We start from the raw sequence: 21,602 nt of genomic DNA, 5'->3' as shown, positions 1-21,602 counted from the left end.
AACGGCCGCGGAAAACGGCGGGAATTGAGAGGGGCGGAAGGGCGCATCATCGCCCCGGAAAGTCAAGGCTGACGGGCCCTGGCCGGTCCGCACGCGCAATCGGGTTTTGAACAGTTGCCGCGCCTTGTCCACCGAAGTGGATGGAAGCTCGCTCGCCGTCGGCGTCGGGGATGATATGGCGTTCACTATGTCCGCGCGAACCGTTCCGCCGCCGCAGATGCGCCTGCCGCTCCAGGCCGACCGCCCCGCGCGGGCCGAGGATCTGGTCGTCAGCGACAGCAATCGCGCCGCCGTCACGCGCCTGGCGGCCTGGCCCGACGGCTTCACCCCCGTCCTGGCCCTGCACGGCCCGGCCGGATGCGGCAAGAGCCACCTGGCCCGGCTGTGGGCCGAACGGACCGGGGCGGTGGCCCTGGACGGGGTCGAGGCGGCCCTGATCGACCCGCTGGAACTGGAGGGCCGCCCCGTCCTCCTGGATGATGCGGACCAGGCGGACGACGAGAGCCTGTTCCACCTGTTCAACCTGGCGCGGGCGCCGGGCGGCGCCCTTCTGCTGGCCTCCGGGGTCGCGCCGAATCTCTGGCCGCACGTCCTGCCCGATCTCCGCTCCAGGCTGGACGCCACCCCGGCCGTGGCGATTTCCGAACCGGACGACGCCATCCTGTCGGCCATCCTGCGCGCCCGCTTCGCCGAACGCAGCATCAGCCCGACCGACGACCTGATCGCCTATCTGGTGCGGCGCATCGACCGTTCGGCCCAGGCGGCGGCCCAGGTCGTCGAACGGCTGGACGCCGACCCCCGCCCCGTCACCCGCGCCACGGCGCGGCTGGTGCTGGACGCCGCCGACCGCGACACGCAGGCCTGACAGCCACGCCTTCGCGCTTGCGACTGTCACACGACCGCGCCAGAACCGACGCATGAGCGACGCCGCCATCACGGACGCCACCACCGGCGAGGAAGTTCCCTCCTCGCGCGCGGCCCAGTCGACGGCCGACCCCGCCCTGATGGAGTCGCCCCAGAGGTTCTTCAACCGCGAACTGTCCTGGCTGGCCTTCAACGCCCGGGTGCTTCAGGAGGCCGGAAATCCGGACCACCCGCTGCTGGAGCGGCTGCGGTTCCTGTCGATCTCGGCCAACAACCTGGACGAATTCTACATGACCCGCGTCGCCGGGCTGAAGGGCCAGGTGCGCGAACGGGTGCGGGTGGTCTCCCCCGATGGCCTGACCCCCGCCGAGGCGCTGGAGAAGGTCAACGCCGCCGCCGGCGCCCTGATGGTCCAGCAGCAGGGCCGCTGGGCCCAATTGCGCAAGGAGTTGTCCGCCGCCGGCATGGAGGTGGTCGACATCGGCAAGGTCAGCCGCACCGAGCGCGAGCGGCTGGAGCCCGAGTTCCTCAGCCAGCTGTTCGCCGTCCTGACGCCGCTGGCGGTCGATCCGGCCCATCCCTTCCCCTTCCTGCCGAACCTGGGCTTTTCGCTGGCGCTGCGGCTGCGGCGGATCAAGGACGGACGGGTGCAATACGCCCTGGTGCCGGTTCCGACCCAGGTGCGCCGCTTCTGGCGGCTGACGGGGGACGGCCGTTCACGGCCGAGGCGCAGGCGCTACATCACCCTGGAAACCCTGCTGCTGCTGTTCATCGACCACCTGTTCCCCGGCTTCGAGGTGCTCGACAAGGGCGTGTTCCGCCTGATCCGGGACAGCGACATCGAGGTCGAGGAAGAGGCCGAGGATCTGGTGCTGGAATACGAGGAGGCGCTGAAGCAGCGGCGCCTGGGCTCGGTCGTGCGCATCAAGATCGAGGCCTCCATGCCGGACGACCTGCGCGCCTTCATCATCGACCAGCTTGAGGCCGCACCCCAGGACGTCATCCTGGTCAACGGCATGCTGGGCCTGGCCCAGCTGGACGAACTGATCCGCGACGGCCATCCCGACCTGAAATTCCCCGCTTTCGAGCCGCGCTTCCCCGAACGGGTGCGCGACCAGTCGGGCGATGTCTTCGCCGCCATCCGCGAAAAGGACATGCTGATCCACCACCCGTTCGAGAGCTTCGACGTGGTGGTCCAGTTCCTGCGCCAGGCCGCCCGCGACCCGAACGTCATCGCCATCAAACAGACGTTGTATCGCACCTCCAAGGACAGCCCCATCGTCGCCGCCCTGATCGAGGCGGCCGAGAACGGCAAGAACGTCACCGCCCTGATCGAGATCAAGGCCCGCTTCGACGAGGAGGCCAATCTGCGCTGGGCGCGGGCGATGGAGCGGGCGGGCGTCCACGTCGTCTTCGGCTTCGTCGCCTACAAGACCCACGCCAAACTGTCCGTCGTCGTCCGGCGCGAGGGCGACGGGCTGAAGACCTACTGCCACTTCGGCACCGGCAACTATCACCCGGTGACGGCCCGCATCTATACGGACCTCAGCCTGTTCTCGACCGATCCGGTTCTGGGCCGGGACGCCTCGCGGGTGTTCAACTACATCACCGGCTACGCCCCGCCGGACGACCTGGAGGAACTGGTCGTCTCGCCTCTGAACATGAAGGCCACCCTGATCGACCTGATCAGCCGCGAGATGAAGGCGGCGTCCAGGGGCCGGCCGGCCGCCATCTGGGCCAAGATGAACGCCCTGGTCGATCCGGAGATCATCGACGCCCTCTACCGCGCCAGTCAGTGGGGCGTTCGCATCGACCTGGTGGTGCGCGGCATCTGCTGCCTGAGGCCCGGCGTGCCGGGCCTGTCGGAGAATATCCGCGTCAAGTCGATCATCGGCCGCTTCCTGGAACACAGCCGCATCGTCTGCTTCGCCAACGGCCACGACCTGCCGCACGACAAGGCCAAACTCTATATCGCCTCGGCCGACTGGATGCCCCGCAACCTGGACCGCCGCGTGGAGCTGATGACCCCGGTGCTGAACGCCACCGTTCACGACCAGGTGCTGGACCAGATCATGGTGGCCAACCTGAAGGACGACGCCCAGTCCTGGACGCTCCAGCCCGACGGAACCTATCAGCGCGTGGCTCCCGCCGATCCGGACCGGCCCTTCTCGGCCCACCAGTATTTCATGACCAACCCCAGCCTCTCCGGACGGGGCCGCAAGGTGAAGACCCTGCCCGCCCGTCTTCGGTACGAGCGTCGCTGATGGCCCCGGCCCAGCCCCCGCGCGAGGTCGCGGTCATAGACATCGGCTCCAACTCGGTGCGGATGGTCCTGTATCGGCTGGAGGGCCGGGCGGTCTGGACGGTGCTGAACGAAAAGGTCCTGGCGGGCCTGGGGCGGGATCTGGCCTCGACCGGCCGCCTGTCGCCCGAGGGTTGCGCCATGACCCTGACGGCGCTGCGCCGCTTCGCCGCCGTGCTGGACGGAGTAAAGCCCCAGGCCCTGTTCGTCGCCGCCACGGCCGCCGTGCGCGACGCCGCCGACGGCCCCGAATTCCGCGACCGCATCGCCGCCGAGACGGGGCTGCAGCCGCGCATCCTGTCGGGCGAGGACGAGGCCCGTTACGCCGCCCTGGGCGTCCTGGCCGGCGCGCCGGCGGCTCGCGGCGTCGTGGCGGACATGGGAGGGGCCAGCCTGGAGCTGATCCGCATCGATGACGGCGGCGTCGGTCGGGGCGTCACCCTGCCGCTGGGCCCCTTCTCCCTGACCGGCAAGAAGGGTTTCGACGCCCCGCGCGTCAGGGGGGCCGCGGACAAGGCCCTGTCGCGGGTCGCCGACGCCTACCGCACCCCGACCCTTCACGCCGTCGGCGGCGCCTGGCGCAGCCTGGCCCAGGTGCGGATGGCCTTCGGCGACCATCCCCTGCGGATCGTCCACCAGTTCGCCATGAGCGCGGACGAGGCGCGCGACCTGGCCCGTCTGATCGGCCGGGCGTCCCCCGGCTCGCTGGACAAGGTCCCGGGCCTGTCGAAGAAACGGGCCGAAACCCTGCCGCACGCCGCCGTCGTCCTGGACCGGCTGATCGAACACCTGGGGCTGAAACGGATCGAGTTCTCGGCCTGGGGCGTGCGCGAAGGGCTTCTGTTCGAGTCCCTGGACGTCGAAACCGCCGGCGCCGATCCCCTGCTGGCCGGCAGCGCGGCCCTGGGCCTGCGTCAGGGGGTCTCGCCCGCCCTGCCCGCCGCCCTGGACGCCTGGATCGCGCCGATCCTGAGCGCCCTGCCTGCCGCCTTCGGTCCGGACCGCGACGCCGTCCTGGCCCACGCCGCCTGTAACCTGGCCGACCTGGGCGCCCGCCTTCATCCGGACCATCGCGTCGAACTGGTCTTCGACCAGGTCCTGAGGGCGCCGGTGCCGGGCCAGACCCATTCCGAACGCGCCTTCCTGGCCACGGCCCTGAACGCCCGCTACGGCGGCGGCTCCGCCACGCCGGAACCCCAGACGATGGCGCGCCTGCTGTCGCCCGCCGCCGCGACCCGCGCCCGTGCCCTGGGCCTGGCCATGCGCCTGGGCTGCGACCTGTCGGGGCGGTCGCCAGAGCTGCTGTCCAACGCCAGTCTGCAGGTCGATGGCGGCGCCCTGCGCCTGGCGGCCGCGCCCGACTATTCTGACCTTCTGCTGGGCGAACAGACCCGGCGCCGGGCCAGGGCCCTGGCCGAGACCATGGATCTGACCCTGGTCCTCTAGACAGGCCGCCTCGGCCGCTCCACGGTCATCCCATTGGACGGAGGCGATCATGCCCGTGACCGGAATCGGCGGCTTCTTCTTTCGCGCGCAGGACCCCAAGGCCCTCGCCGACTGGTATCTGACCCATCTGGGCGTCGGCGCGCCCGAAGGCGTCTATCTCTGGCCCCAGCAGGCCGGTCCTACGGTCTTCTCACCGTTCAAGGAAACCAGTGACTATTTCGCGGCCGACAAGCGATGGATGCTGAATCTTCGGGTGGAGGGTCTGGACGACCTCCTTGCCTCCCTGCGCGCGGCCGGGATCGAGGTCACGACCAAGGCCGAATGGGACGCGACGCCCGAAATCGGCCGTTTCGCCCGCATCCACGACCCCGAAGGCAACCCCATCGAACTCTGGCAGCCGCCGGCCGGGGCCTAACCCTCGATCTCGACCACCTCGACCCGCGCCCCGTTCAGCACCAGGGCGATCTCGCCGCGTTTCAGCTTCAGGGCGTCCTCGCCGAACAGCTGGCGGCGCCAGCCCGACAGGGCGTCCACCGGCGCATTGTCGTCCAGGGCGATCTTCTCCAGGTCCGAGACATTGGCGATCAGCTTGGTCGCCACCCCGGCATTGTCGCTCTTGGCCTTCAGCAACACCTTCAGCAGCTCCACCACCGACGGCGGCGCCGGCTGGCCGTGGGCGGGGCGCTCCAGCTTGGGCGCATGGGCCTCCGGATCGGTCAGGACGCGCCTCAGTTCCTCGCTCAACTCCTGGCCCAGGCGCGAGGCGCCGAATCCCTTGGACACGGAGCGCAGGCGGTTGAAGGCGTCCGGATCGGTCGGCGCCTGGGTGGCGATCTCGTCGATGGCCTCGTCCTTCAGGATACGGCCGCGCGGCTGGTCCCGCTCCTGGGCCGCCCGCTCGCGCCACACCGCCGTCGCCTTGAACGCCGCCAGATATTTGGCGGAATATTTCTTGGGTTTCAGTCGTTTCCAGGCGTTTTCTGGATTGGTGTCGTAAACGGCGGGATCGGTCAGCCCCTGCATCTCGGCCATGACCCAGTCCAGACGCCCGTCCCGGTCCAGCCGGTCGCGCAGCTTGGGATACAGGGCCGCCAGATGGGTCACGTCGCCCAGGGCGTAGGTCAGCTGGGCGTCCGACAGGGGCCGCCGCGCCCAGTCTGTGAAGCGGCTGCCCTTGTCCACCTCCTGGCGCAGCATCTGGCGCACCAGGGATTCATAGCTGACCTGGTCGCCGAACCCGGCCGCCATGGCGGCCACCTGGGTGTCGAACATCGGCATGGGCATGGCGCCCAGCCGCACGAAGATCTCCACATCCTGCCGGGCGGCGTGGAAGACCTTCAGGATGTCCGGATTGCGCAGCAGGTCCAGGAAGGGCGTCAGGTCCAGCCCCTCGGCCAGCGGATCGATATTGCCCGCGTCCGTCGTCGAGGCCGCCTGGATCAGGCACAGCTTGGGCCAGTATGTCGTCTCGCGCATGAACTCGGTGTCCACGGCGATGAAGGGGGCCCCGGCCAGCCGCTCGCAGAAGGCGACCAGGGCGTCATTGGTGGTGATCGGCGTCATTCGGATGCTATAGCCCCCGCGACGCCCCGTGTGGCAAGAGCCGCCGGGACTTTTCGTTCACCGATTCAAGGCTCCCCTCCCGATGACGGCGCACAAGGATTCGCCCACCAACGGCCTGACCTATGCCGATGCGGGCGTGGACATCGACGCCGGCGAAATGCTGGTGGACGCCATCAAGCCCCTGGCCAGGTCGACGCAACGCCCCGGTGCGGAGGCCTCCCTGGGCGGGTTCGGCGCCCTGTTCGACCTGAAGGCGGCGGGGTTCGAGGACCCGCTGATCGTCACCACCACCGACGGCGTCGGCACCAAGCTGAAGATCGCCATCGAGACCGGGCGGCATGATGGCGTGGGCGTCGACCTGGTGGCCATGTGCGTCAACGACCTGCTGGCCCAGGGCGCCGAGCCCCTGATGTTCCTGGATTATTACGCCACCGGAAAACTGGACGTGGACGCCGCGCGTCGCGTGGTCGCGGGCATCGCCGAGGGCTGCCGCCAGGCCGGCTGCGCCCTGGTGGGCGGCGAAACGGCCGAAATGCCCGGCATGTATGCGGGCGGCGACTATGACCTGGCCGGTTTCTCGGTCGGAGCGGTCGAGCGGGGCCATGTCCTGCCCTATCTGGACCGCCAGTCGGCCGGCGACCTGGTCATCGGCCTGGCCTCTTCCGGCCCGCACTCGAACGGCTATTCCCTGGTGCGCAAGATCGTCGAGGCCTCGGGCCTGTCGTGGGGCGACGACGCCCCCTTCGCCCGCGACCGCACCCTGGCCCAGGCCCTGATGGAGCCGACCCGCATCTATGTGAAGCCGGTCCTGCCGCTGATGAAGGCGGGGCTGATCAAGGGGGCGGCCCACATCACTGGCGGCGGCCTGATCGAGAATCCCCCGCGCTGTATCGCCGAGGGCCTGAGCGCCGCCTTCGACTGGGACGCCTGGCCCCTGCCCCATGTCTTCGAATGGCTGCAGAATACCGGCGGGGTCTCGGATCACGAGATGCGCCGCACCTTCAACTGCGGGATCGGCTTCATCCTGATCGTCGCGCCCGAGAACGCCGAGCCGGTCCTGGCCGCCCTGCTGAACGCGGGCGAGGCCGCCTTCGTCTGCGGCCAGCTGGTCGCCGGCTGAGCCGATGAAGACCCGCGTCGCCGTCCTGATCTCCGGCGCCGGATCGAACATGGCGGCCCTGATCGACGCCGGCCGGGCCGAAGGCGCCGCCTTCGAGGTGGCCCTGGTCCTGTCCAACAATCCCGAAGCGGGGGGCCTGGCCGTGGCCCGGGCCAAGGGGGTGACGGCCGTCGCCATCGATCATCGCCTCTTCGGCCGTGATCGGCAGGCGCATGAACAGGCCCTGGACGCCGAAATGGCCCGTCACGGCGTCCAGGTCGCGGCCCTGGCCGGATACATGCGGCTGCTGACGCCCTGGCTGGTCGGGCGCTGGGCCGGCCGGATGCTGAACATCCACCCCAGCCTGCTGCCGAAATATCCGGGGCTGGACACCCACGCCCGCGCCCTGGCGGCCGGCGATCCCGAGGCGGGCTGCACCGTCCACCTGGTCACCGAGGGCTGTGACGAAGGCCCCATCCTGGCCCAGTCGCGCGTGCCGATCCTGCCGGACGACACCCCCGCCGTCCTGGCCCAGCGAGTGCTGGCGGCCGAGCACGGCCTGTATCCCGCCGCCCTGGACGCCTTCTGCCGACAGAACCCGGCCTGAGCCCTCGCCGCCGGATTATATTTCTGTAATGTCGGTGTTCGGCGGGCGACAACGCGCCCGATTGGGCGTGAATGTGCGTCGCCATTTCGCAGGAGAGCTCTTCATGAGCAGAACGTCTCGTTTCTATGCGGTCACCGCCGCCCTGGCCGTCATCCTTTCGGCCGGCGCCGCCACGGCCCAGACCGCCGCCCCCGCCACGGCCGAGAGCGCCGGCGCGACCCACGCCGCCATCGGAACCTGGGGCTTCGATCCCGTCACCCGCGACCTGGCGACCAAGCCGGGCGACGACTTCAACCGCTACGCCTCCGGCGCCTGGCTGGATGCGACGGAAATTCCGGCCGACCGGACCTCCTGGAGCAACTGGCACGTCCTGTTCGACCAGACCCAGGACTATCTGAAGGCCATCATCGAGAACGCCGCCGCCAATCCGACCAGCTCGCCCGAGGCGACCCGCATCGGCGGCCTGTTCAGCAGCTTCATGGACGAGGCCCGGGTCAACCAGCTGGGCGCCGCCCCCCTGGCCTCCGACCTGCAGGCGATCCGCGCGGCCGACAGCCATGAGAAGCTGGCGGTCCTGATGGGCCGTTCGTTCGGCGGTTTCGGCTCCAGCCTGTTCGGCGCCTCGGTGTTCGAGGACCTGAAGGACCCCGACGCCTACGCCGTTTATCTATCGCACGCCGGCCTGGGCCTGCCCGAGCGCGAATATTACCTGAACCCCCAGTTCGCCGCCGCCAAGACCGCCTATCAGGCCTATGTGGCGCGGATGCTGACCCTGGCGGGCTGGCCCGACGCCGACCAGGCCGCCGCCGACATCGTCGCCTTCGAGACCCAGGTGGCCGAGCGTCACTGGCTGATCGCCGACCGCCGCGACATGGTCAAGACCTACAACCCCGCCACCCTGGACCAGCTGGCCGCCGACGCGCCGGGCTTCCCCTGGCGCGCCTGGGCCGAGGCCGCCGGTTTCGCCGACCGGCCCCAGCTGATCGTCAGCGAGGCCTCCGCCTTCCCGCGCCTGGCCCAGCTGTTCGCCGAGACCCCGGTCGCCACCCTGCAGGCCTGGCAGGCCTTCAATGTGGCCGATCAGGCGGCCCCCTATCTGAGCCAGGAATTCGTCGACGCCCGCTTCGACTTCCGCGGCAAGGTGTTGAACGGCACGCCCGAGAACCGCCCCCGCTGGAAACGCGGCGTCACCCTGGTTGACGGCACCCTGGGCGAGGCCCTGGGCAAGGAATATGTGGCCCGCCACTTCCCGGCCTCGTCCAAGGCCCAGATGGAGACCCTGGTCCAGAACCTGATCGCCGCCATGCGCGTGCGTCTTCAGGGCCTGGACTGGATGAGCGACGAGACCAAGCAGCAGGCGCTCTACAAGATCGACCATTTCACGGTGAAGATCGGCTATCCCGAGAAGTGGCGCGACTATTCCGGCCTCGAGATTCGGCCTGACGACCTGTACGGCAATGTCGAGCGCGCGGCCGCCTTCGAATGGGCCTACAACCTGAACAAGCTTAAGGGGCCGGTCGATCCGCTGGAATGGGGCATGACGCCCCAGACGATCAACGCCTACTACAACCCGCCGCGCAACGAGATCGTCTTCCCCGCCGCCATCCTACAGCCGCCCTTCTTCGACCCGAACGCCGATCCGGCGGTCAACTACGGCGGCATCGGCGCCGTGATCGGCCACGAGATCAGCCACGGCTTCGACGACCAGGGCCGCACCGTCGACGGCGACGGCGTCCTGCGCGACTGGTGGACGGCCGAGGATTCGACCAAGTTCGAGCAGCGGATCACCGTCCTGGGGGCCCAGTTCGACGCCGCCGAACCCCTGCCGGGCATCCACATCAACGGCCGGCTGACCATGGGCGAAAACATCGGCGACCTGGGCGGCCTGCTGGTGGCGCTGGACGGCTATCACCTGTCGCTGAACGGCCGGCCCGCCCCGGTCCTGGACGGCCTGACCGGCGACCAACGCTTCTTCCTGGGCTGGGCCCAGGTGTGGCGTGAAAAGACCCGCGACGCCGCCCTGCAGCAGCAGCTGGCGACCGATCCGCACAGCCCCGGCCCGGCCCGCGCCTCGCTGAACCTGCGCAACATCGACGCCTGGTATGACGCCTTCGACGTCCAGCCGGGCGAGGCGGGCTATATCGCGCCCGAGAACCGCGCCCGCATCTGGTAAGGTCCGGATCGGCCCAAAGAAAAGGCCCGGAGCCTCGCTCCGGGCCTTTTGTCGTCATCCGCCGCGATCAGCGCGGGCGGTTGGGCGTGGTGGCCGCGCCGGCGGCCGCGCCGATAGCCGCGCCCGCGACCGTGGCGCCGGTATTGCCGCCGATCACCTGACCGGCCACGGCGCCGCCCAGGGCGCCCGAGGCCGCCCGTTGTTCCATCGTCGTGCCGCAAGCCGCCAGGGACAGGGCCATCAGGGCGCCCAGGCCGACAGCGGCGGGTTTCATGATCGTCTTCATCGTTTCAGCTCCTGCGTCGAGAGAGTGGGATGAAAACGAAAACGGCCCGCAACCGGTTCCGGTCGCGGGCCGTGCTGTTTGCAAGGGCCGACGATCGCGGCCCAGGAACAAGGCCTTAGCCGACGATCTGATCGTCGGTGAAGAACTGGGCGATTTCGATGCCCGCGTTCTCGACCGAGTCCGAGCCGTGGACCGAGTTTTCACCGATCGACAGGGCGAACTGCTTGCGGATCGTGCCTTCGGCGGCCTGTTCCGGGTTGGTGGCGCCCATGACTTCGCGATAGCGGGCCACGGCGTTGTCGCCTTCCAGAACCTGGACCACCACCGGCTCGGCGGTCATCTGGCCGACCAGTTCGCCGTAGAAGGGACGCTCGGCGTGGACTTCATAGAATTTCTTGGCCTGGGCCTCGGTCAGATGGACCCGGCGCTGGCCGACGATACGCAGGCCCGCGCCTTCGATGACGGCGTTGATGGCGCCGGTCAGGTTGCGACGGGTGGCGTCGGGCTTGATGATCGAGAAGGTGCGTTCGGTCATGAGAGAGCGACTTCTTGTTGGGAGATTGAAGGTCGCGGGCTTATAGCGACGGCCCCAACGGTTTCCAACCCATGCGTCAGGACGAGATGGCGCGGACGTGCCCCTGCGCGGCATAAGCCAGGATGTTTTTGTCGCGCGTGATAAGCACGGCGTCCAGATTCCGCGCCGTCGCCGTCAGCAATCGATCCGCCGGATCGGCGTTCATCCCTTCCGGCAAGGCGGCCGCTGCGATCGCGGCCTCGATGGTCAGCGGCGTCACCGCGACGCGATAGCTGTCGATGAACCGTCGAAACCAAGTAAGCGGGTCGGGCAGGAAGTCCAGGCCGCTGCGCGTGTTGCGCGGCCGGCTGATATTGCCGATCTCCCAGGCGGAGACGGGCGATACCAGCAGAACGCCATCGGCAGAGGCTTTCGCAGCGGCGTCCATCGCCATCGGCGCCAGCCCGGTCCCGGTGGCCAGATCGATGATCGCATTGGTGTCGAGAAGCACCGCCTCCCGCATCAGTCGATGATCCCGTTTTCGGAATCGAGCGGATCGAGGTCCATCGGCGCCGTCCAGTCGAACCCCGCGGGCGCGATGACCGTGCCCTTCATGGCGCCGACCATGCGGCGCAGATCGAAGGCTTCTTCGGCCTGCGCCTGATTGACCACGGCCGCCGGCTTTCCGCGTTTGGTGATCGTCACCTTCCTTAAGGCGCCGCGCTGAAGGCGGTCGATGAGGTCCAGGCACTTGGCCTTGAACTCCGTCGCCGTTATGACGACCTCGCCGGTCACATGGTCATGCGTCATGACCAGTCATATTGAAATGACCAGTTCGAAAGTCAAGCCTTCTCCATGCTTCAGATCACCAACCTGACCCTCAACGCCTGGGGCCGTCAGTTCCTGGACAACGCCTCCGTCAGCCTGCCCCCCGGCGCCAAGGTCGGGCTGGTGGGCCGCAACGGCATCGGCAAGTCGACCCTGTTCAAGGTGATCCTGGGCGAACTGGTCGCCGGGGGCGACGAGGTCAGCCTGCCCAAGACCGCACGCATCGGCTCGGTCGATCAGGAACACCCGGCCACCCCCGTCAGCGTGCTGGAAACCATTCTGGAGGCGGACGCCGAACGCCACGACCTGCTGACCCGGCTGGAAACCGCCGAACCGGAAGAAATGGGCGAGATCTGGTCGCGCCTGATCGAGATCGACGCCGACGCCGCCCCCGCACGCGCCGCCGAAATCCTGGTCGGACTGGGCTTCAGCCAGGAGGACATCCACCGCCCCATGGCGCATTTCTCGGGCGGGTGGCGGATGCGGGTGGCCCTGGCCGCCGCCCTGTTCGCCCAGCCCGACATGCTGCTGCTGGACGAACCGACCAACTATCTGGACCTGGAGGGCGCCCTGTGGCTTGAGGCCCGGCTGAAGAAATATCCGGCGACGGCGCTGATCATCAGCCACGACCGCGAGATGCTCAACGAGGTCTGCACCCACATCCTGCACCTGTCGAACCGCAAGCTGGACCTCTACACCGGCAACTACGACACCTTTGAAAAGACCCGCGCCGAGAAGCTGCGCCTGATGGAGGCCAACAAGGCCAAGCAGGACGCCGAGCGCGCCCACCTCCAGAAATTCGTCGATCGCTTCAAGGCCAAGGCGTCCAAGGCCACCCAGGCCCAGTCGCGCGTCAAGAAGCTGGAGAAGATGCAGCGGATCGAACTGCCGCCCGAAGAGCGGGTGGCCCCCTTCGTCCTGCCGTCGCCCGAACGTCCCCTGCCCCCGCCCCTGATCCGGCTGGAGAAGGCGTCGGTGGGCTATGAGCCCGGCAAGGCGGTGCTGAAGCACCTGAACCTGCGGATGGACCTGGACGACCGCATCGGCCTTCTGGGCGTCAACGGGGCGGGCAAGTCGACCTTCGCCAAGCTGATCGCCAAGGCCCTCGATATCCAGGCGGGCGAATTCCACCGCGACGGCAAGATGCGCGTCGGCTGGTTCCACCAGCACCAGATCGAGGCCATGGACCCGACCGACACCCCGCTGGAGATCATCCGCCGGGCCATGCCGGACGCCTCGGAATCCAGCCGCCGGTCCCGACTGGCCCAGTTCGGCCTGCCGTTCGAGAAGCAGGAGACCAAGGTCGACAGCCTGTCGGGCGGCGAACGCGCGCGTCTGCTGCTGAACCTGGTGGCCATGGATGCGCCGCACATCCTGATCCTGGACGAACCGACCAACCACCTGGACATCGACAGCCGCCGCGCCCTGCTGGACGCGCTGAACGAATATACGGGCGCGGTGATCCTGATCACCCACGACCGCTCGCTGATGGAGCTGGTGGCCGACCGCCTGTGGCTGGCCGCCGACGGCAAGGTCGTGCCGTTCGAGGGCGACATGGACGACTACGCCAAATTCGTCCTGGACCGCGCCAAACAGGCCGGCGCTGTCCGCCCCGCCCAGATCAAGACCGAGGAAGCCTCAGCCGTCCCCGCCCCTCAAGCCGCGAGCGACAGGGGCGCCCCTCAAGCAGCGAGCGCCCGCGGCGCGAGCGATAGGGGCAAGAAAAAAGACGGTCCTTCACCCTCCACCCTGCGCCATGCGGCCAGGAAGGCGGAAGAGACCCTGGCACGGGTGGCGGCCGACCTGTCGCGCATCGACGACGACCTGGCCCAGGCGGCGGTGTCCGATCCCAAGGCGCTGGAGGGCCTGACCCGCGCCCGCGCCAAGGCCCAGTCCGACCTCGACGCCGCCGAAGCCGCCTGGATCCAGGCCGAGGAAGCCCTGGCGGAGGTGCAATGACGCCTTAGCCGCAGGACACGCGCGTCACCCGGCCGGTCGCCTCATCGAAGGTGAAGTTGACCCGGTTCTCGCGGAAATCCATCGTCGCCGCACAGGTCGAGCACAGCACCCGGAAGATGCGCCCCGCCGGCGCCGCCGGGATGTCCGACCGCTGGCGCCCGACATAGCCCTGATAGTCGGTCGCCTTGCAGGCGATGGGGGTCGGCTCGCCCGAAGGCGGCGGCGTCGCCCCGTTGCAGGCGGCCAGACCGGCCACGGCGGCGAGGGCCGGGATCAGCAGGATCTTCATTCGGCGTCTCCTTTGCGCGGCTCAGCCGCACCGGACCTGTTCGACCAGGCCGGTTTCACGATCATAGAAGATGTTCAGCCGGTGGGCCGAATAGTCCTCGGTGACGGGGCAGGTCGTGCAGGTCACCCGCCGGTTCACCACCTGGACCGGAACGGGAATCTCGGCCTTGGGTTTCCCGACCAGCCACTGCATGTCGCGCGCCCGGCACAGATCGGCCTCGGCCGGCGGCTGATGATCGCCGATGGGGCGCGTCTGTTCGGCATGTTCAACCATCCGCGGCGCGGTGGCCGGAACCGTCGGCGCCGACGACGAACAGGCCGCCAGGGCCAGGATCAGGCCGCCCGCTCCCAGCGCCCGTCCCCATCCTGTCGCCAGTAGGCCAGGTCCGACCCGGCCTCCTTCAACGCCTTCCAACGCGCCCGCGCGCCGTTCAGCGCCGTCTCGTCGCGTCCGTCGAAGATGATGAAGCATCGCTCGAAACCCTCTGTCGGACCCAGGTCTGCGCCGTCCAGGATGAACAGCGCCTGAGCGCCGTTCCGGTTCTGGCCCGATTCGCTCAGCAGCACCGGCTGGCGCTCGGCATGCGGCTGTCCCTCCCGGCCATGGGCCAGAAAGCTGTCGTCCCGCCAGGTCCACAGGTGGTCGTCGACATGGGCCAGCAGGGCAACGTCATCGGCCCGCACCAGCGCCTTCCAGCCCCGTTCCCGCGTCTTCTCCAGCAGGCCGGGCAGCACCTGGTCCAGCGACGACCGCTCCAGGTGATAGAACCAGATTTCGCAACTCATTCCCTTCCCCCCTGGCGGGGGAAGGTGGCCGGCGGAGCCGGCCGGATGGGGGGACTGGCCGCGCCGCGAATGTCCTCCAGCGCCTGATCCGGGTGCGACAGGACCATTTCGTTCGAAAGCCTCAGCACCCTAAATCCCTGTGTCGCCAGCCAGGCATCCCGCGCGGCGTCCCTATCCTCAGTGAAATGATGGACGCCGCCGTCCACTTCCACGATCAAGCGGGCAGAGAAACAACAGAAGTCTGCGATGTACGGCCCGATGGGAACCTGCCGACGAAAGCGCAGGCCCGCCAGCGCCTTGCCTCGCAGCAACCGCCAAAGCGCCGCTTCCGACAATGTGGGTTCCTTGCGCAGCCGCCGCGCCGTCTGTCCCGCCCTGTCGAAATGGATCGCCATGGCGCCAGCCTAGACGGGGAATGTCGCAACGACACCCCCCATCCGTCTCGCTCCGCGAGCCACCTTCCCCCGCAAGGGGGGAAGGTTTTTAGAGTTCGTAACTATCCGCCACCATCCGGTCCAGGGTCCGCACGGCGAAGCCGACGCCGCCGTCGGGCACCACCGGGCTCTGGCTCTTGGCCACCCAGGCGGTGGGCGCGATGTCGATGTGGGCCCAGGGGGTGTCGTTGACGAATCGCTTCAGGAACAGGGCGGCGGTGATCGAGCCGCCGGCCCGCCCGTTGCCCATGTTCTTCACATCGGCGATCGGGCTGTCGATGTGGCGGTCGTAGATGTCCGGCAGGGGCATGCGCCAGAAATTCTCGCCGACCTTCGGCCCGGCGTCCAGGACGCCCTGGGCCACCGCGTCGTCATTGGCGAACACCCCGGCGTATTCCAGCCCCAGGGACACGATCATGGCGCCGGTCAGGGTGGCCAGATCGATCATGAATTTCGGCTTGAACCGGTCCTGGGTGTACCAGAGGGCGTCGGCCAGGACGAGGCGGCCCTCGGCGTCGGTGTTGATCACCTCGACCGTCTGGCCCGACATGGAGACCACCACGTCGCCCGGACGCTGGGCCTTGCCGTCCGGCATGTTCTCGACCAGGCCCAGCACGCCGACGGCGTTGACCTTGGCCTTGCGGCCGGCCAGGGCCATCATCGTGCCGGTCACGGCGGCGGCGCCGCCCATGTCCCACTTCATGTCCTCCATGCCCTCGGCGGGCTTGATGGAGATGCCGCCGGTGTCAAAGCAGACGCCCTTGCCGACGAAGGCGATGGGCGGGTCGCCCGCCTTGCCGCCGTTCCACTTCATGACCGCCAGCTGGCTTTCCCGCTCGCTGCCCATGCCGACGGCCAGCAGGGTGCGCATGCCCAGCTTCTCCATCTCCGTCTCGCCCAGGATCTCGACCTCCAGGCCCAGGCTTTCCAGCGCCTTGACCCGTTTGGCGAACTCGGCCGGGTAAAGGACATTGGCCGGCTCGGACACCAGGTCACGGGCGAACAGGACGGCGTCGGCCACCGCCGACAGGGCGCCATAGGCCGCCTGGGCGGCCTTCACATCGGCGGCGACCACGCGCGCCGTGATGATCGAGGGCCGCTTCTCGGCCTTTTCCGTGGTGCGGTATTTGTCGAAGCGATAGGCCGCCAGCCGCACGGCGAAGGCCACGCGCGCCGCCTGTTCGGCCGTCAGGCCCGAGGCGTCCAGCGTCAGCACCGACAGGCCGCTGGTCTTGATCGCCGCATAGGCCGCCGCGGCCGCCGTCTCGACCGCCAGGTCATCGACCTTGCCCGCCTCGCCCAGGCCGCTCAGCACCACCAGGCCGGCGTCCACGCCGCCGGGGCCGGGGATCGCCAGGGTCGAGTTCCGGCCGCCGCGGAACCGGCTGGCCCCGACCGCCGCCTCCAGCCCCTTCGGCGCCGCTGCGCCCTCATTGACGAAAAGGGCCAGAACTTCGGCGGCGGCGGCCGAAGCGACGAACTCGATCTTCATTACAAACTCCCATCGGGGGGACGCCCCGAACCAGGCGGCAGACAAAAACTTACGGAGCGGCTCGCGGCAGTCGCGGTCGCTTTGGGATGTGGTATTAGATGCGCTTCTCAGCCCTCGCCTGCAACCGGGCGAATTTCTTCCGCCCATGACCCTGATTCAAAGCTATCTTTTCCGCCAGATCGGTCTGCCTGTCCTGGCCGCCGTCGGCGCCCTGTGCGGAATCGGCCTGCTGAGCCAGAGCCTGGATCAGCTGGAGGTGATCGTCGAACGCGGCCAGAGCGTCTGGGTCATGGCCAAGCTGACCCTTCTGGCCCTGCCCCAGCTGGTGGCGGTGATCCTGCCCATCGGCGTCTTCGTCGGCGCCCTGATCGCCCTGACCCGGCTGCAGCGCGAGCAGGAGCTGACCGCCATGTCCGCCGGCGGCCTGTCGCGTTGGCGGATGATTCGTCCGGCCGCGCGGATCGCCCTGATCGCCGCCGCCCTGGGCCTGTTGATCGGGGTGTTGATCCAGCCGATGGCCCAGCGCGAGGCCCGGGCCCAGGCCTTCGCCGTCCGCACCGACCTGGCCGCCCTGCTGGTCGAGGAAGGCCGGTTCGTCCAGGGGCCCAACGGCCTGACCGTCTATGTCCAGCAGGTCGAACAGAACGGCCTGCTGAAGAACCTGTTCGTCTATCTGGAGGACGGTGATCGCGTCACCACCTGGGACGCCGCCGAAGCCCGCTTCAGCCGCATCGACGGCGAGCCCTATCTGACCATGCGCGGCGGCTCGTGGCAGAGGTTCTCGAACAACGGCGTCCTCGAATATCTGTCGTTCGACGGCTACAACTTCCCCCTGGCCCGCTTCACCGAGACGGACGAGCGGATCCGCTACAAGCCCGCGGACCTGTATCTGACCCAGCTGTTCAACCCCTCCCCGGCGACCCTGGACCGGGTCGGATCGCGCGGCGAACTGGCGGCCGAGGCTCACTCGCGCTTGGCCGGCCCCCTCTATGCCCTGATGGCCATGGCCCTGGCCCTGAACGCCATCGTCGGGGGCGCCTTCTCGCGCACCGGCTACGCCCTTCGCATCGCCAAGGCGTCGGGCCTGTTCCTGGCCCTGCGTATCGCCGGCTACGGCCTGGTGGCCGCCAGCACATGGAACCCCTGGCTGAACCTGCTGCAGTATCTGCTGCCCCTGGCGGCCACGGCCCTGGCCATGCGGATGCTGTTCCGCGTCCCGCGCAGCCGCCGCCTGCCCCCGGTCCTGGCCCGGCTGAAGACGAGGACGGCATGAGCGCGTCCCCCCTTTCCCGCCTGCCCGCGCCGCGCCTGCGACTGGGCCGGATCGAGCGTTACGTCCTGGTCACCCAGGCCCGGTCCCTGGCCGTCGCCCTGGCGGTGATCTCGGCCCTGATCATGCTGATCGACTTCGTCGAGATTTCGCGCGGCCTGGGGTCAGACGTCGACCTGTCTGCGCTGCGGATCGTCGGCCTGGTGCTGCTGAAGTCGCCCAGCGTGATCCTTCAGCTCCTGCCCTTCGTCTTCCTGTTCGGCACCCTGTCGGCCTTCATCGGCCTGAACCGACGCAGCGAGCTGGTGGCCATGCGGGCGGCCGGGGTCTCGGCCTGGCGCTTCGTCCTGCCGGCGGCGGGCGCCGCCCTGGCCATGGGGATCCTGACGGTCACCGTCCTGGGCCCGCTGGCGGCTTCGGGCGACGGCCTGTGGCAGCGCGAGCGGGCGCGCATTTCCGGCGCCGTGCCGGGCGCCCGCCAGACCACCGTCTGGCTGCGCGAGGGCGACGACCAACGCCAGATGATCATCCGCGCCGGCCGTCAGGACCGCGCCAACGCCCGTCTGCTGGACGTCACCTTCTTCATCTACGCGAACGGCCCGGACGGACGGCGCACCTTCAGCGAGCGGATCGACGCCGCCACCGCCAGCCTGTCGGCCGGCCGCTGGCGCCTGACCGACGCCGTCGGCGCCCAGACGGGCCAGCGGGCGGTGCGCTACGCCACCCTGGACCTGATCTCCAGCCTGGCCGACGAAGAGGCCTTCGAACAGTTCGCCCGGCCGCAATCGACGCCCTTCTGGTCCCTGCCCGGCCAGATCCGCCGGATCGAGAACGCGGGCTTCTCGTCCACCGCCTACCGATTGCGCCTGCAACAGCTTCTGGCCACGCCCCTGATGTTCGCGGCCATGTCGATCCTGGCGGCGGCCTTCTCCCTGCGGCTGATGCGCCTGGGCGACCTGGCGCGGATGAGCGCGGCGGCCGTGGTGCTGGGCTTCGCCTTCTTCTTCATCAACCAGTTCTCGGCGGCCATGGGATCGGCCGAGGTGGTCCCGCCCTTCCTGTCGGCCTGGCTGCCGCCCGTTCTGACGGCGCTCGCCGCCTTCACCTTGCTGTTCTATACCGAAGACGGCTAATCGCCCGTCGCAGACCCGTTCTTCCGAAAGTTCCCCGAGCGTCCATGCATGCCGCGTGACTGCCGCGCCCCCTGCGGATCGGATATCCGACGCTGGCTCCTGGCCGGCGCGGCCCTCGGCTGTGCGGCGATCACGGGTGCGCCCGGCGCCGCCCTGGCCCAGGAAGCCGTCGCGCCCGGCGCGGACGGCCTGACCCCCGACGCGGTCTATGTCGACGCCCAGCAGGTCAGCCGCGACGGCGACCAGATCACCCTGTCGGGCCAGCTGGGTCAGGGCCGGGCGCTGGCCCGCTTCCGCGATCACACCCTGCGCGCCCGCATGATCCGCTACGACATGGTCACGGCGGTGGGTGCGGCCGAGGGGCAGGTCGAGCTGACCTCTCCGGACGGCGACGTCGTCTTCGCCAGCCGGCTGGAGCTTGACGACCAGCTGCGCGCGGGGGTCGCCGTCGATTTCGCCACCCGCCTGTCGAACGGCGCCAGCCTGATGGCCGCGACCCTGGTCCGGCGCAGCGAGTCCGTCAACGAACTGAACTACGCCGTCTTCACCCCCTGCCCCATCTGCGACGCGGACGGCCCGCGCACCCCCAGCGTCTCGATCCAGGCCGAAAAGGTGGTCCAGAACGAAGAGTTGCGGGCCATCGTCTATCGCAACGCCATCTTCCGCGTCGGCGGGGTTCCCGTCTTCTACCTGCCGGTCTTCGCCCATCCCGACCCGACGGTCGAGCGCGCCTCGGGCCTTCTGCCGCCCATCCCGGCCTATGACGAGGGACGGGGCCTGTCGCTGGAGATTCCCTATCTCCACGTCGTCTCCCCGTCCGAGGACTGGCTGGTCAGCCCCCAGATCAACGCCCGCGTCGCCCCCCTGGTGAACGCCCAGTGGCGCCGCCGTTTCCAGGACGGTCAGGTCGTGGTGCGCGGCGGCTATACCTATGAGCGGAATTTCGGCGACTTCGACCTGAACGGCGACGGGCGGCCGGAAAGCAATGTCCGTTTCGGCGACAAGACCAGCCGCAGCTACCTGCTGGCCGACGGCCGGTTCGATCCCGACGGCCCCTGGCGCTGGGGCTTCACGGCCGAACGCGTGTCCGACAAGACCCTGTTCGACCGCTACGACATCCGCGATCCCTATCAGGACAACGGCCTCTACTATGGCGACCGCCGCCGGCTGATCAGTCAGCTGTACGCCGAGCGCCAGACCCGCAACGCCTACCTGTCCATCGCCGCCTTCTCGATCCAGAGCCTGCGCGTCGCCAGCTTCGACCCGGTGACCCCCGCCCTGAACGTGTTCGAAAGCGACAGCGCCCTGCCCGTCGTCGCCCCTATCGTCGAGGCGCGGTGGGAGCCGGAAGGCCCGGTCTTCGGCGGCCGGCTGCGCCTGCGCGGCTCGGCCGTCTCCCTGTTCCGCGACGCCTATGTCGGCGCGCCGGTGCTGCGTCCCGAAATCCTGCCGACGGGGCCGACCGCGGGGCTGGACGGGGTGGATACGCGCCGCATCACCGGCCAGCTGGACTGGCGCCGCGTCCTGCTGTCGCCCGCCGGCGTCCGCTGGGAGCCGTTCGTCGATGTGCGGCTGGACGCCTATGACGTCGCCGACCTGCCGCCCATTCTGGGCCAGGACCAGGAAACCCTGACCCGCAGTCGCGCCTCGGCCGGGGTGGATGTCTCCTATCCCCTGATCCGCCGCCTGGGTGGCGGCGCCGACATCATCCTGGAACCCATGGGCCAGCTGTCGGTCAGCACCGGTGTCGATCTGGACCCACGCATCCCCAACGAAGACAGCCAGACCATTGAACTGGACCAGTCCTCCCTGTTCCGCATGGACCGCTTCCCCGGCTACGACCTGATGGAGGGCGGCTTCCGCCTGACCGCGGGCATGAGAGGCACGATCCGCTGGCGCGACGGGCGCAGCGCCAGCCTGTTCCTGGGCCGATCGATGCGCGGGCGGGAAGAGCGCGGTTTCCGCACCCTGATCCCCGACGACCCCACGCGCCTGTACGATCCCACCGGCCTGGCCGCCAAGACCTCCGACTGGGTGGTCCAGGGCGATTTCAACCCGTCGGACCGGATCCGCGGCTGGTTCCACGCCACGGTGGATGGTTCGGGCGACGTGCGCCGGGCCGAAGCCGCCGTCGATGGCCGCTGGGGCCGCCGCAACCTGGCCAACCTCAGCTATATCGTCGACCGCTCCAATCCCCTGGGCGGGCCGAACAACCGCAACTACGAGTTCGTCCAGCTGGCGGCCCAGCAGTTCGTGGTCGGCAACTGGGGCGTGGCGGTCACCGGCATCGCCGACCTGGAACGCGACATCATCACCCGGTCCGAGGTCGGGCTCCTGTTCGACGACGACTGCTTCCGGTTCGAGATCGGCTTCCGCCGCGACAACACCCGCGTGCGGCCTTCCGGCCCGTCCGAAGGCGTCTATGTGCGCCTAAACCTCGCCACTTTCGGCGGTACAGGGTATGGACGGGGCGAAACCCGCTGGTGACGGCGGAAAAGAGGACCGAACCTCCCCCGGCGACGGGGTCGAGGCGAGGGTTTTGAGGAACCAGGACGACA

Annotated in this window: 21 protein-coding genes; 11 read left to right on the top strand and 10 right to left on the bottom strand. The window is 69.1% G+C overall.

All coding sequences use genetic code 11. The features are described from left to right. Positions 1-187 precede the first annotated feature (187 nt). The 4 genes from KF910_RS02555 to KF910_RS02540 are packed head-to-tail and all read left to right on the top strand — an operon-like array spanning position 188 to position 5,027. Positions 188-865, top strand: a complete 678-nt coding sequence (locus tag KF910_RS02555; RefSeq protein ID WP_292258647.1) for a DnaA ATPase domain-containing protein — start codon at positions 188-190, stop codon at positions 863-865. A gap of 52 nt (positions 866-917) precedes the next feature. After that, positions 918-3,128, top strand: coding sequence for an RNA degradosome polyphosphate kinase (locus tag KF910_RS02550; protein WP_292258646.1), 2,211 nt, complete (start codon positions 918-920; stop codon positions 3,126-3,128). After that, positions 3,128-4,612 carry a Ppx/GppA phosphatase family protein gene (locus KF910_RS02545; protein WP_292258645.1) on the top strand — a complete coding sequence of 495 codons (1,485 nt, stop codon included), beginning with the start codon at positions 3,128-3,130 and terminating at the stop codon, positions 4,610-4,612. Before KF910_RS02550 ends, KF910_RS02545 begins: the two co-directional genes overlap by 1 nt. Before the next feature lie 49 nt (positions 4,613-4,661). After that, positions 4,662-5,027 (top strand): VOC family protein, encoded by a 366-nt coding sequence (locus tag KF910_RS02540; RefSeq protein WP_292258644.1) that lies wholly within the window; start codon positions 4,662-4,664, stop codon positions 5,025-5,027. On the opposite strand, the gene rnd is transcribed toward KF910_RS02540, so the two are convergent. Continuing rightward, a complete protein-coding gene (gene rnd / locus KF910_RS02535) occupies positions 5,024-6,175 on the bottom strand; it encodes a ribonuclease D (protein ID WP_292258643.1) in 1,152 nt (383 codons plus the stop codon). The genes KF910_RS02540 and rnd overlap by 4 nt on opposite strands. Positions 6,176-6,257: 82 nt before the next feature. On the opposite strand from rnd, the gene purM reads away from it, so the two are divergent. The 3 genes from purM (at position 6,258) to KF910_RS02520 (ending at position 10,054) form a co-directional block, all read left to right on the top strand. After that, a complete protein-coding gene (gene purM, locus KF910_RS02530) occupies positions 6,258-7,295 on the top strand; it encodes a phosphoribosylformylglycinamidine cyclo-ligase (RefSeq protein ID WP_292258642.1) in 1,038 nt (345 codons plus the stop codon). A 4-nt stretch (positions 7,296-7,299) separates the two neighbouring features. Continuing rightward, positions 7,300-7,881 (top strand): phosphoribosylglycinamide formyltransferase, encoded by a 582-nt coding sequence (gene purN / locus KF910_RS02525; protein WP_292258641.1) that lies wholly within the window; start codon positions 7,300-7,302, stop codon positions 7,879-7,881. A gap of 103 nt (positions 7,882-7,984) precedes the next feature. Continuing rightward, positions 7,985-10,054 (top strand): M13 family metallopeptidase, encoded by a 2,070-nt coding sequence (locus tag KF910_RS02520; RefSeq protein ID WP_292258640.1) that lies wholly within the window; start codon positions 7,985-7,987, stop codon positions 10,052-10,054. A 67-nt stretch (positions 10,055-10,121) separates the two neighbouring features. Here the strand turns inward: KF910_RS02520 and KF910_RS02515 are convergent, their stop codons facing one another. The 4 genes from KF910_RS02515 to KF910_RS02500 all read right to left on the bottom strand — a co-directional run bounded on the left by KF910_RS02515 (position 10,122) and on the right by KF910_RS02500 (position 11,664). Further along, positions 10,122-10,340 carry a hypothetical protein gene (locus tag KF910_RS02515; RefSeq protein WP_292258639.1) on the bottom strand — a complete coding sequence of 73 codons (219 nt, stop codon included), beginning with the start codon at positions 10,338-10,340 and terminating at the stop codon, positions 10,122-10,124. A gap of 115 nt (positions 10,341-10,455) precedes the next feature. Then, the gene (ndk, locus tag KF910_RS02510; RefSeq protein WP_292258638.1) at positions 10,456-10,875 is read right to left on the bottom strand and encodes a nucleoside-diphosphate kinase; all 420 of its coding nucleotides are present in this window, start codon (positions 10,873-10,875) and stop codon (positions 10,456-10,458) included. A 76-nt stretch (positions 10,876-10,951) separates the two neighbouring features. Next, on the bottom strand, positions 10,952-11,377 hold the full coding sequence (locus tag KF910_RS02505) for a PIN domain-containing protein (protein ID WP_292258637.1): 426 nt from the start codon (positions 11,375-11,377) through the stop codon (positions 10,952-10,954). After that, complete coding sequence (locus tag KF910_RS02500) at positions 11,377-11,664, bottom strand: type II toxin-antitoxin system Phd/YefM family antitoxin (RefSeq protein ID WP_292258636.1); 288 nt, start codon at positions 11,662-11,664, stop codon at positions 11,377-11,379. Before KF910_RS02500 ends, KF910_RS02505 begins: the two co-directional genes overlap by 1 nt. A gap of 45 nt (positions 11,665-11,709) precedes the next feature. On the opposite strand from KF910_RS02500, the gene KF910_RS02495 reads away from it, so the two are divergent. Then, positions 11,710-13,641 carry an ATP-binding cassette domain-containing protein gene (locus KF910_RS02495; protein WP_292258635.1) on the top strand — a complete coding sequence of 644 codons (1,932 nt, stop codon included), beginning with the start codon at positions 11,710-11,712 and terminating at the stop codon, positions 13,639-13,641. 4 nt (positions 13,642-13,645) lie between these two features. Here KF910_RS02495 and KF910_RS02490 read toward each other — a convergent pair whose 3' ends face one another. The 5 genes from KF910_RS02490 to KF910_RS02470 form a co-directional block, all read right to left on the bottom strand. Next, complete coding sequence (locus KF910_RS02490; protein ID WP_292258634.1) at positions 13,646-13,930, bottom strand: hemolysin; 285 nt, start codon at positions 13,928-13,930, stop codon at positions 13,646-13,648. A gap of 21 nt (positions 13,931-13,951) precedes the next feature. Next, positions 13,952-14,203: a hypothetical protein gene (locus tag KF910_RS02485; protein ID WP_292258633.1), complete on the bottom strand. Its 252-nt coding sequence runs from the start codon at positions 14,201-14,203 to the stop codon at positions 13,952-13,954. Positions 14,204-14,262: 59 nt separating this feature from the next. After that, entirely contained in the window at positions 14,263-14,715 is a 453-nt protein-coding gene (locus tag KF910_RS02480; RefSeq protein ID WP_292258632.1) for a DNA polymerase III subunit chi, read from the bottom strand. Beyond that, positions 14,712-15,110, bottom strand: a complete 399-nt coding sequence (locus KF910_RS02475; protein ID WP_292258631.1) for an endonuclease domain-containing protein — start codon at positions 15,108-15,110, stop codon at positions 14,712-14,714. The genes KF910_RS02480 and KF910_RS02475 overlap by 4 nt, the downstream gene beginning before the upstream one ends. 88 nt (positions 15,111-15,198) lie before the next feature. Next, positions 15,199-16,641: a leucyl aminopeptidase gene (locus KF910_RS02470; RefSeq protein ID WP_292258630.1), complete on the bottom strand. Its 1,443-nt coding sequence runs from the start codon at positions 16,639-16,641 to the stop codon at positions 15,199-15,201. A 145-nt stretch (positions 16,642-16,786) separates the two neighbouring features. On the opposite strand from KF910_RS02470, the gene KF910_RS02465 reads away from it, so the two are divergent. From KF910_RS02465 to KF910_RS02455, 3 genes are read left to right on the top strand one after another with little or no spacing between them, the layout of a single operon-like run. Beyond that, positions 16,787-17,914 (top strand): LptF/LptG family permease, encoded by a 1,128-nt coding sequence (locus KF910_RS02465; RefSeq protein WP_292258629.1) that lies wholly within the window; start codon positions 16,787-16,789, stop codon positions 17,912-17,914. After that, positions 17,911-19,044, top strand: a complete 1,134-nt coding sequence (gene lptG / locus KF910_RS02460; RefSeq protein WP_292258628.1) for an LPS export ABC transporter permease LptG — start codon at positions 17,911-17,913, stop codon at positions 19,042-19,044. Before KF910_RS02465 ends, lptG begins: the two co-directional genes overlap by 4 nt. A 48-nt stretch (positions 19,045-19,092) precedes the next feature. After that, positions 19,093-21,531 (top strand): LPS-assembly protein LptD, encoded by a 2,439-nt coding sequence (locus KF910_RS02455; RefSeq protein WP_292258627.1) that lies wholly within the window; start codon positions 19,093-19,095, stop codon positions 21,529-21,531. The last annotated feature ends 71 nt before the right edge of the window (positions 21,532-21,602 follow it).

The sequence above is a fragment of the Brevundimonas sp. genome, from assembly GCF_019636155.1.
Taxonomy (GTDB): domain Bacteria; phylum Pseudomonadota; class Alphaproteobacteria; order Caulobacterales; family Caulobacteraceae; genus Brevundimonas.
Note: the sequence above shows the minus strand (reverse complement) of the source record. Positions and strands in the feature narration are given on the sequence as shown.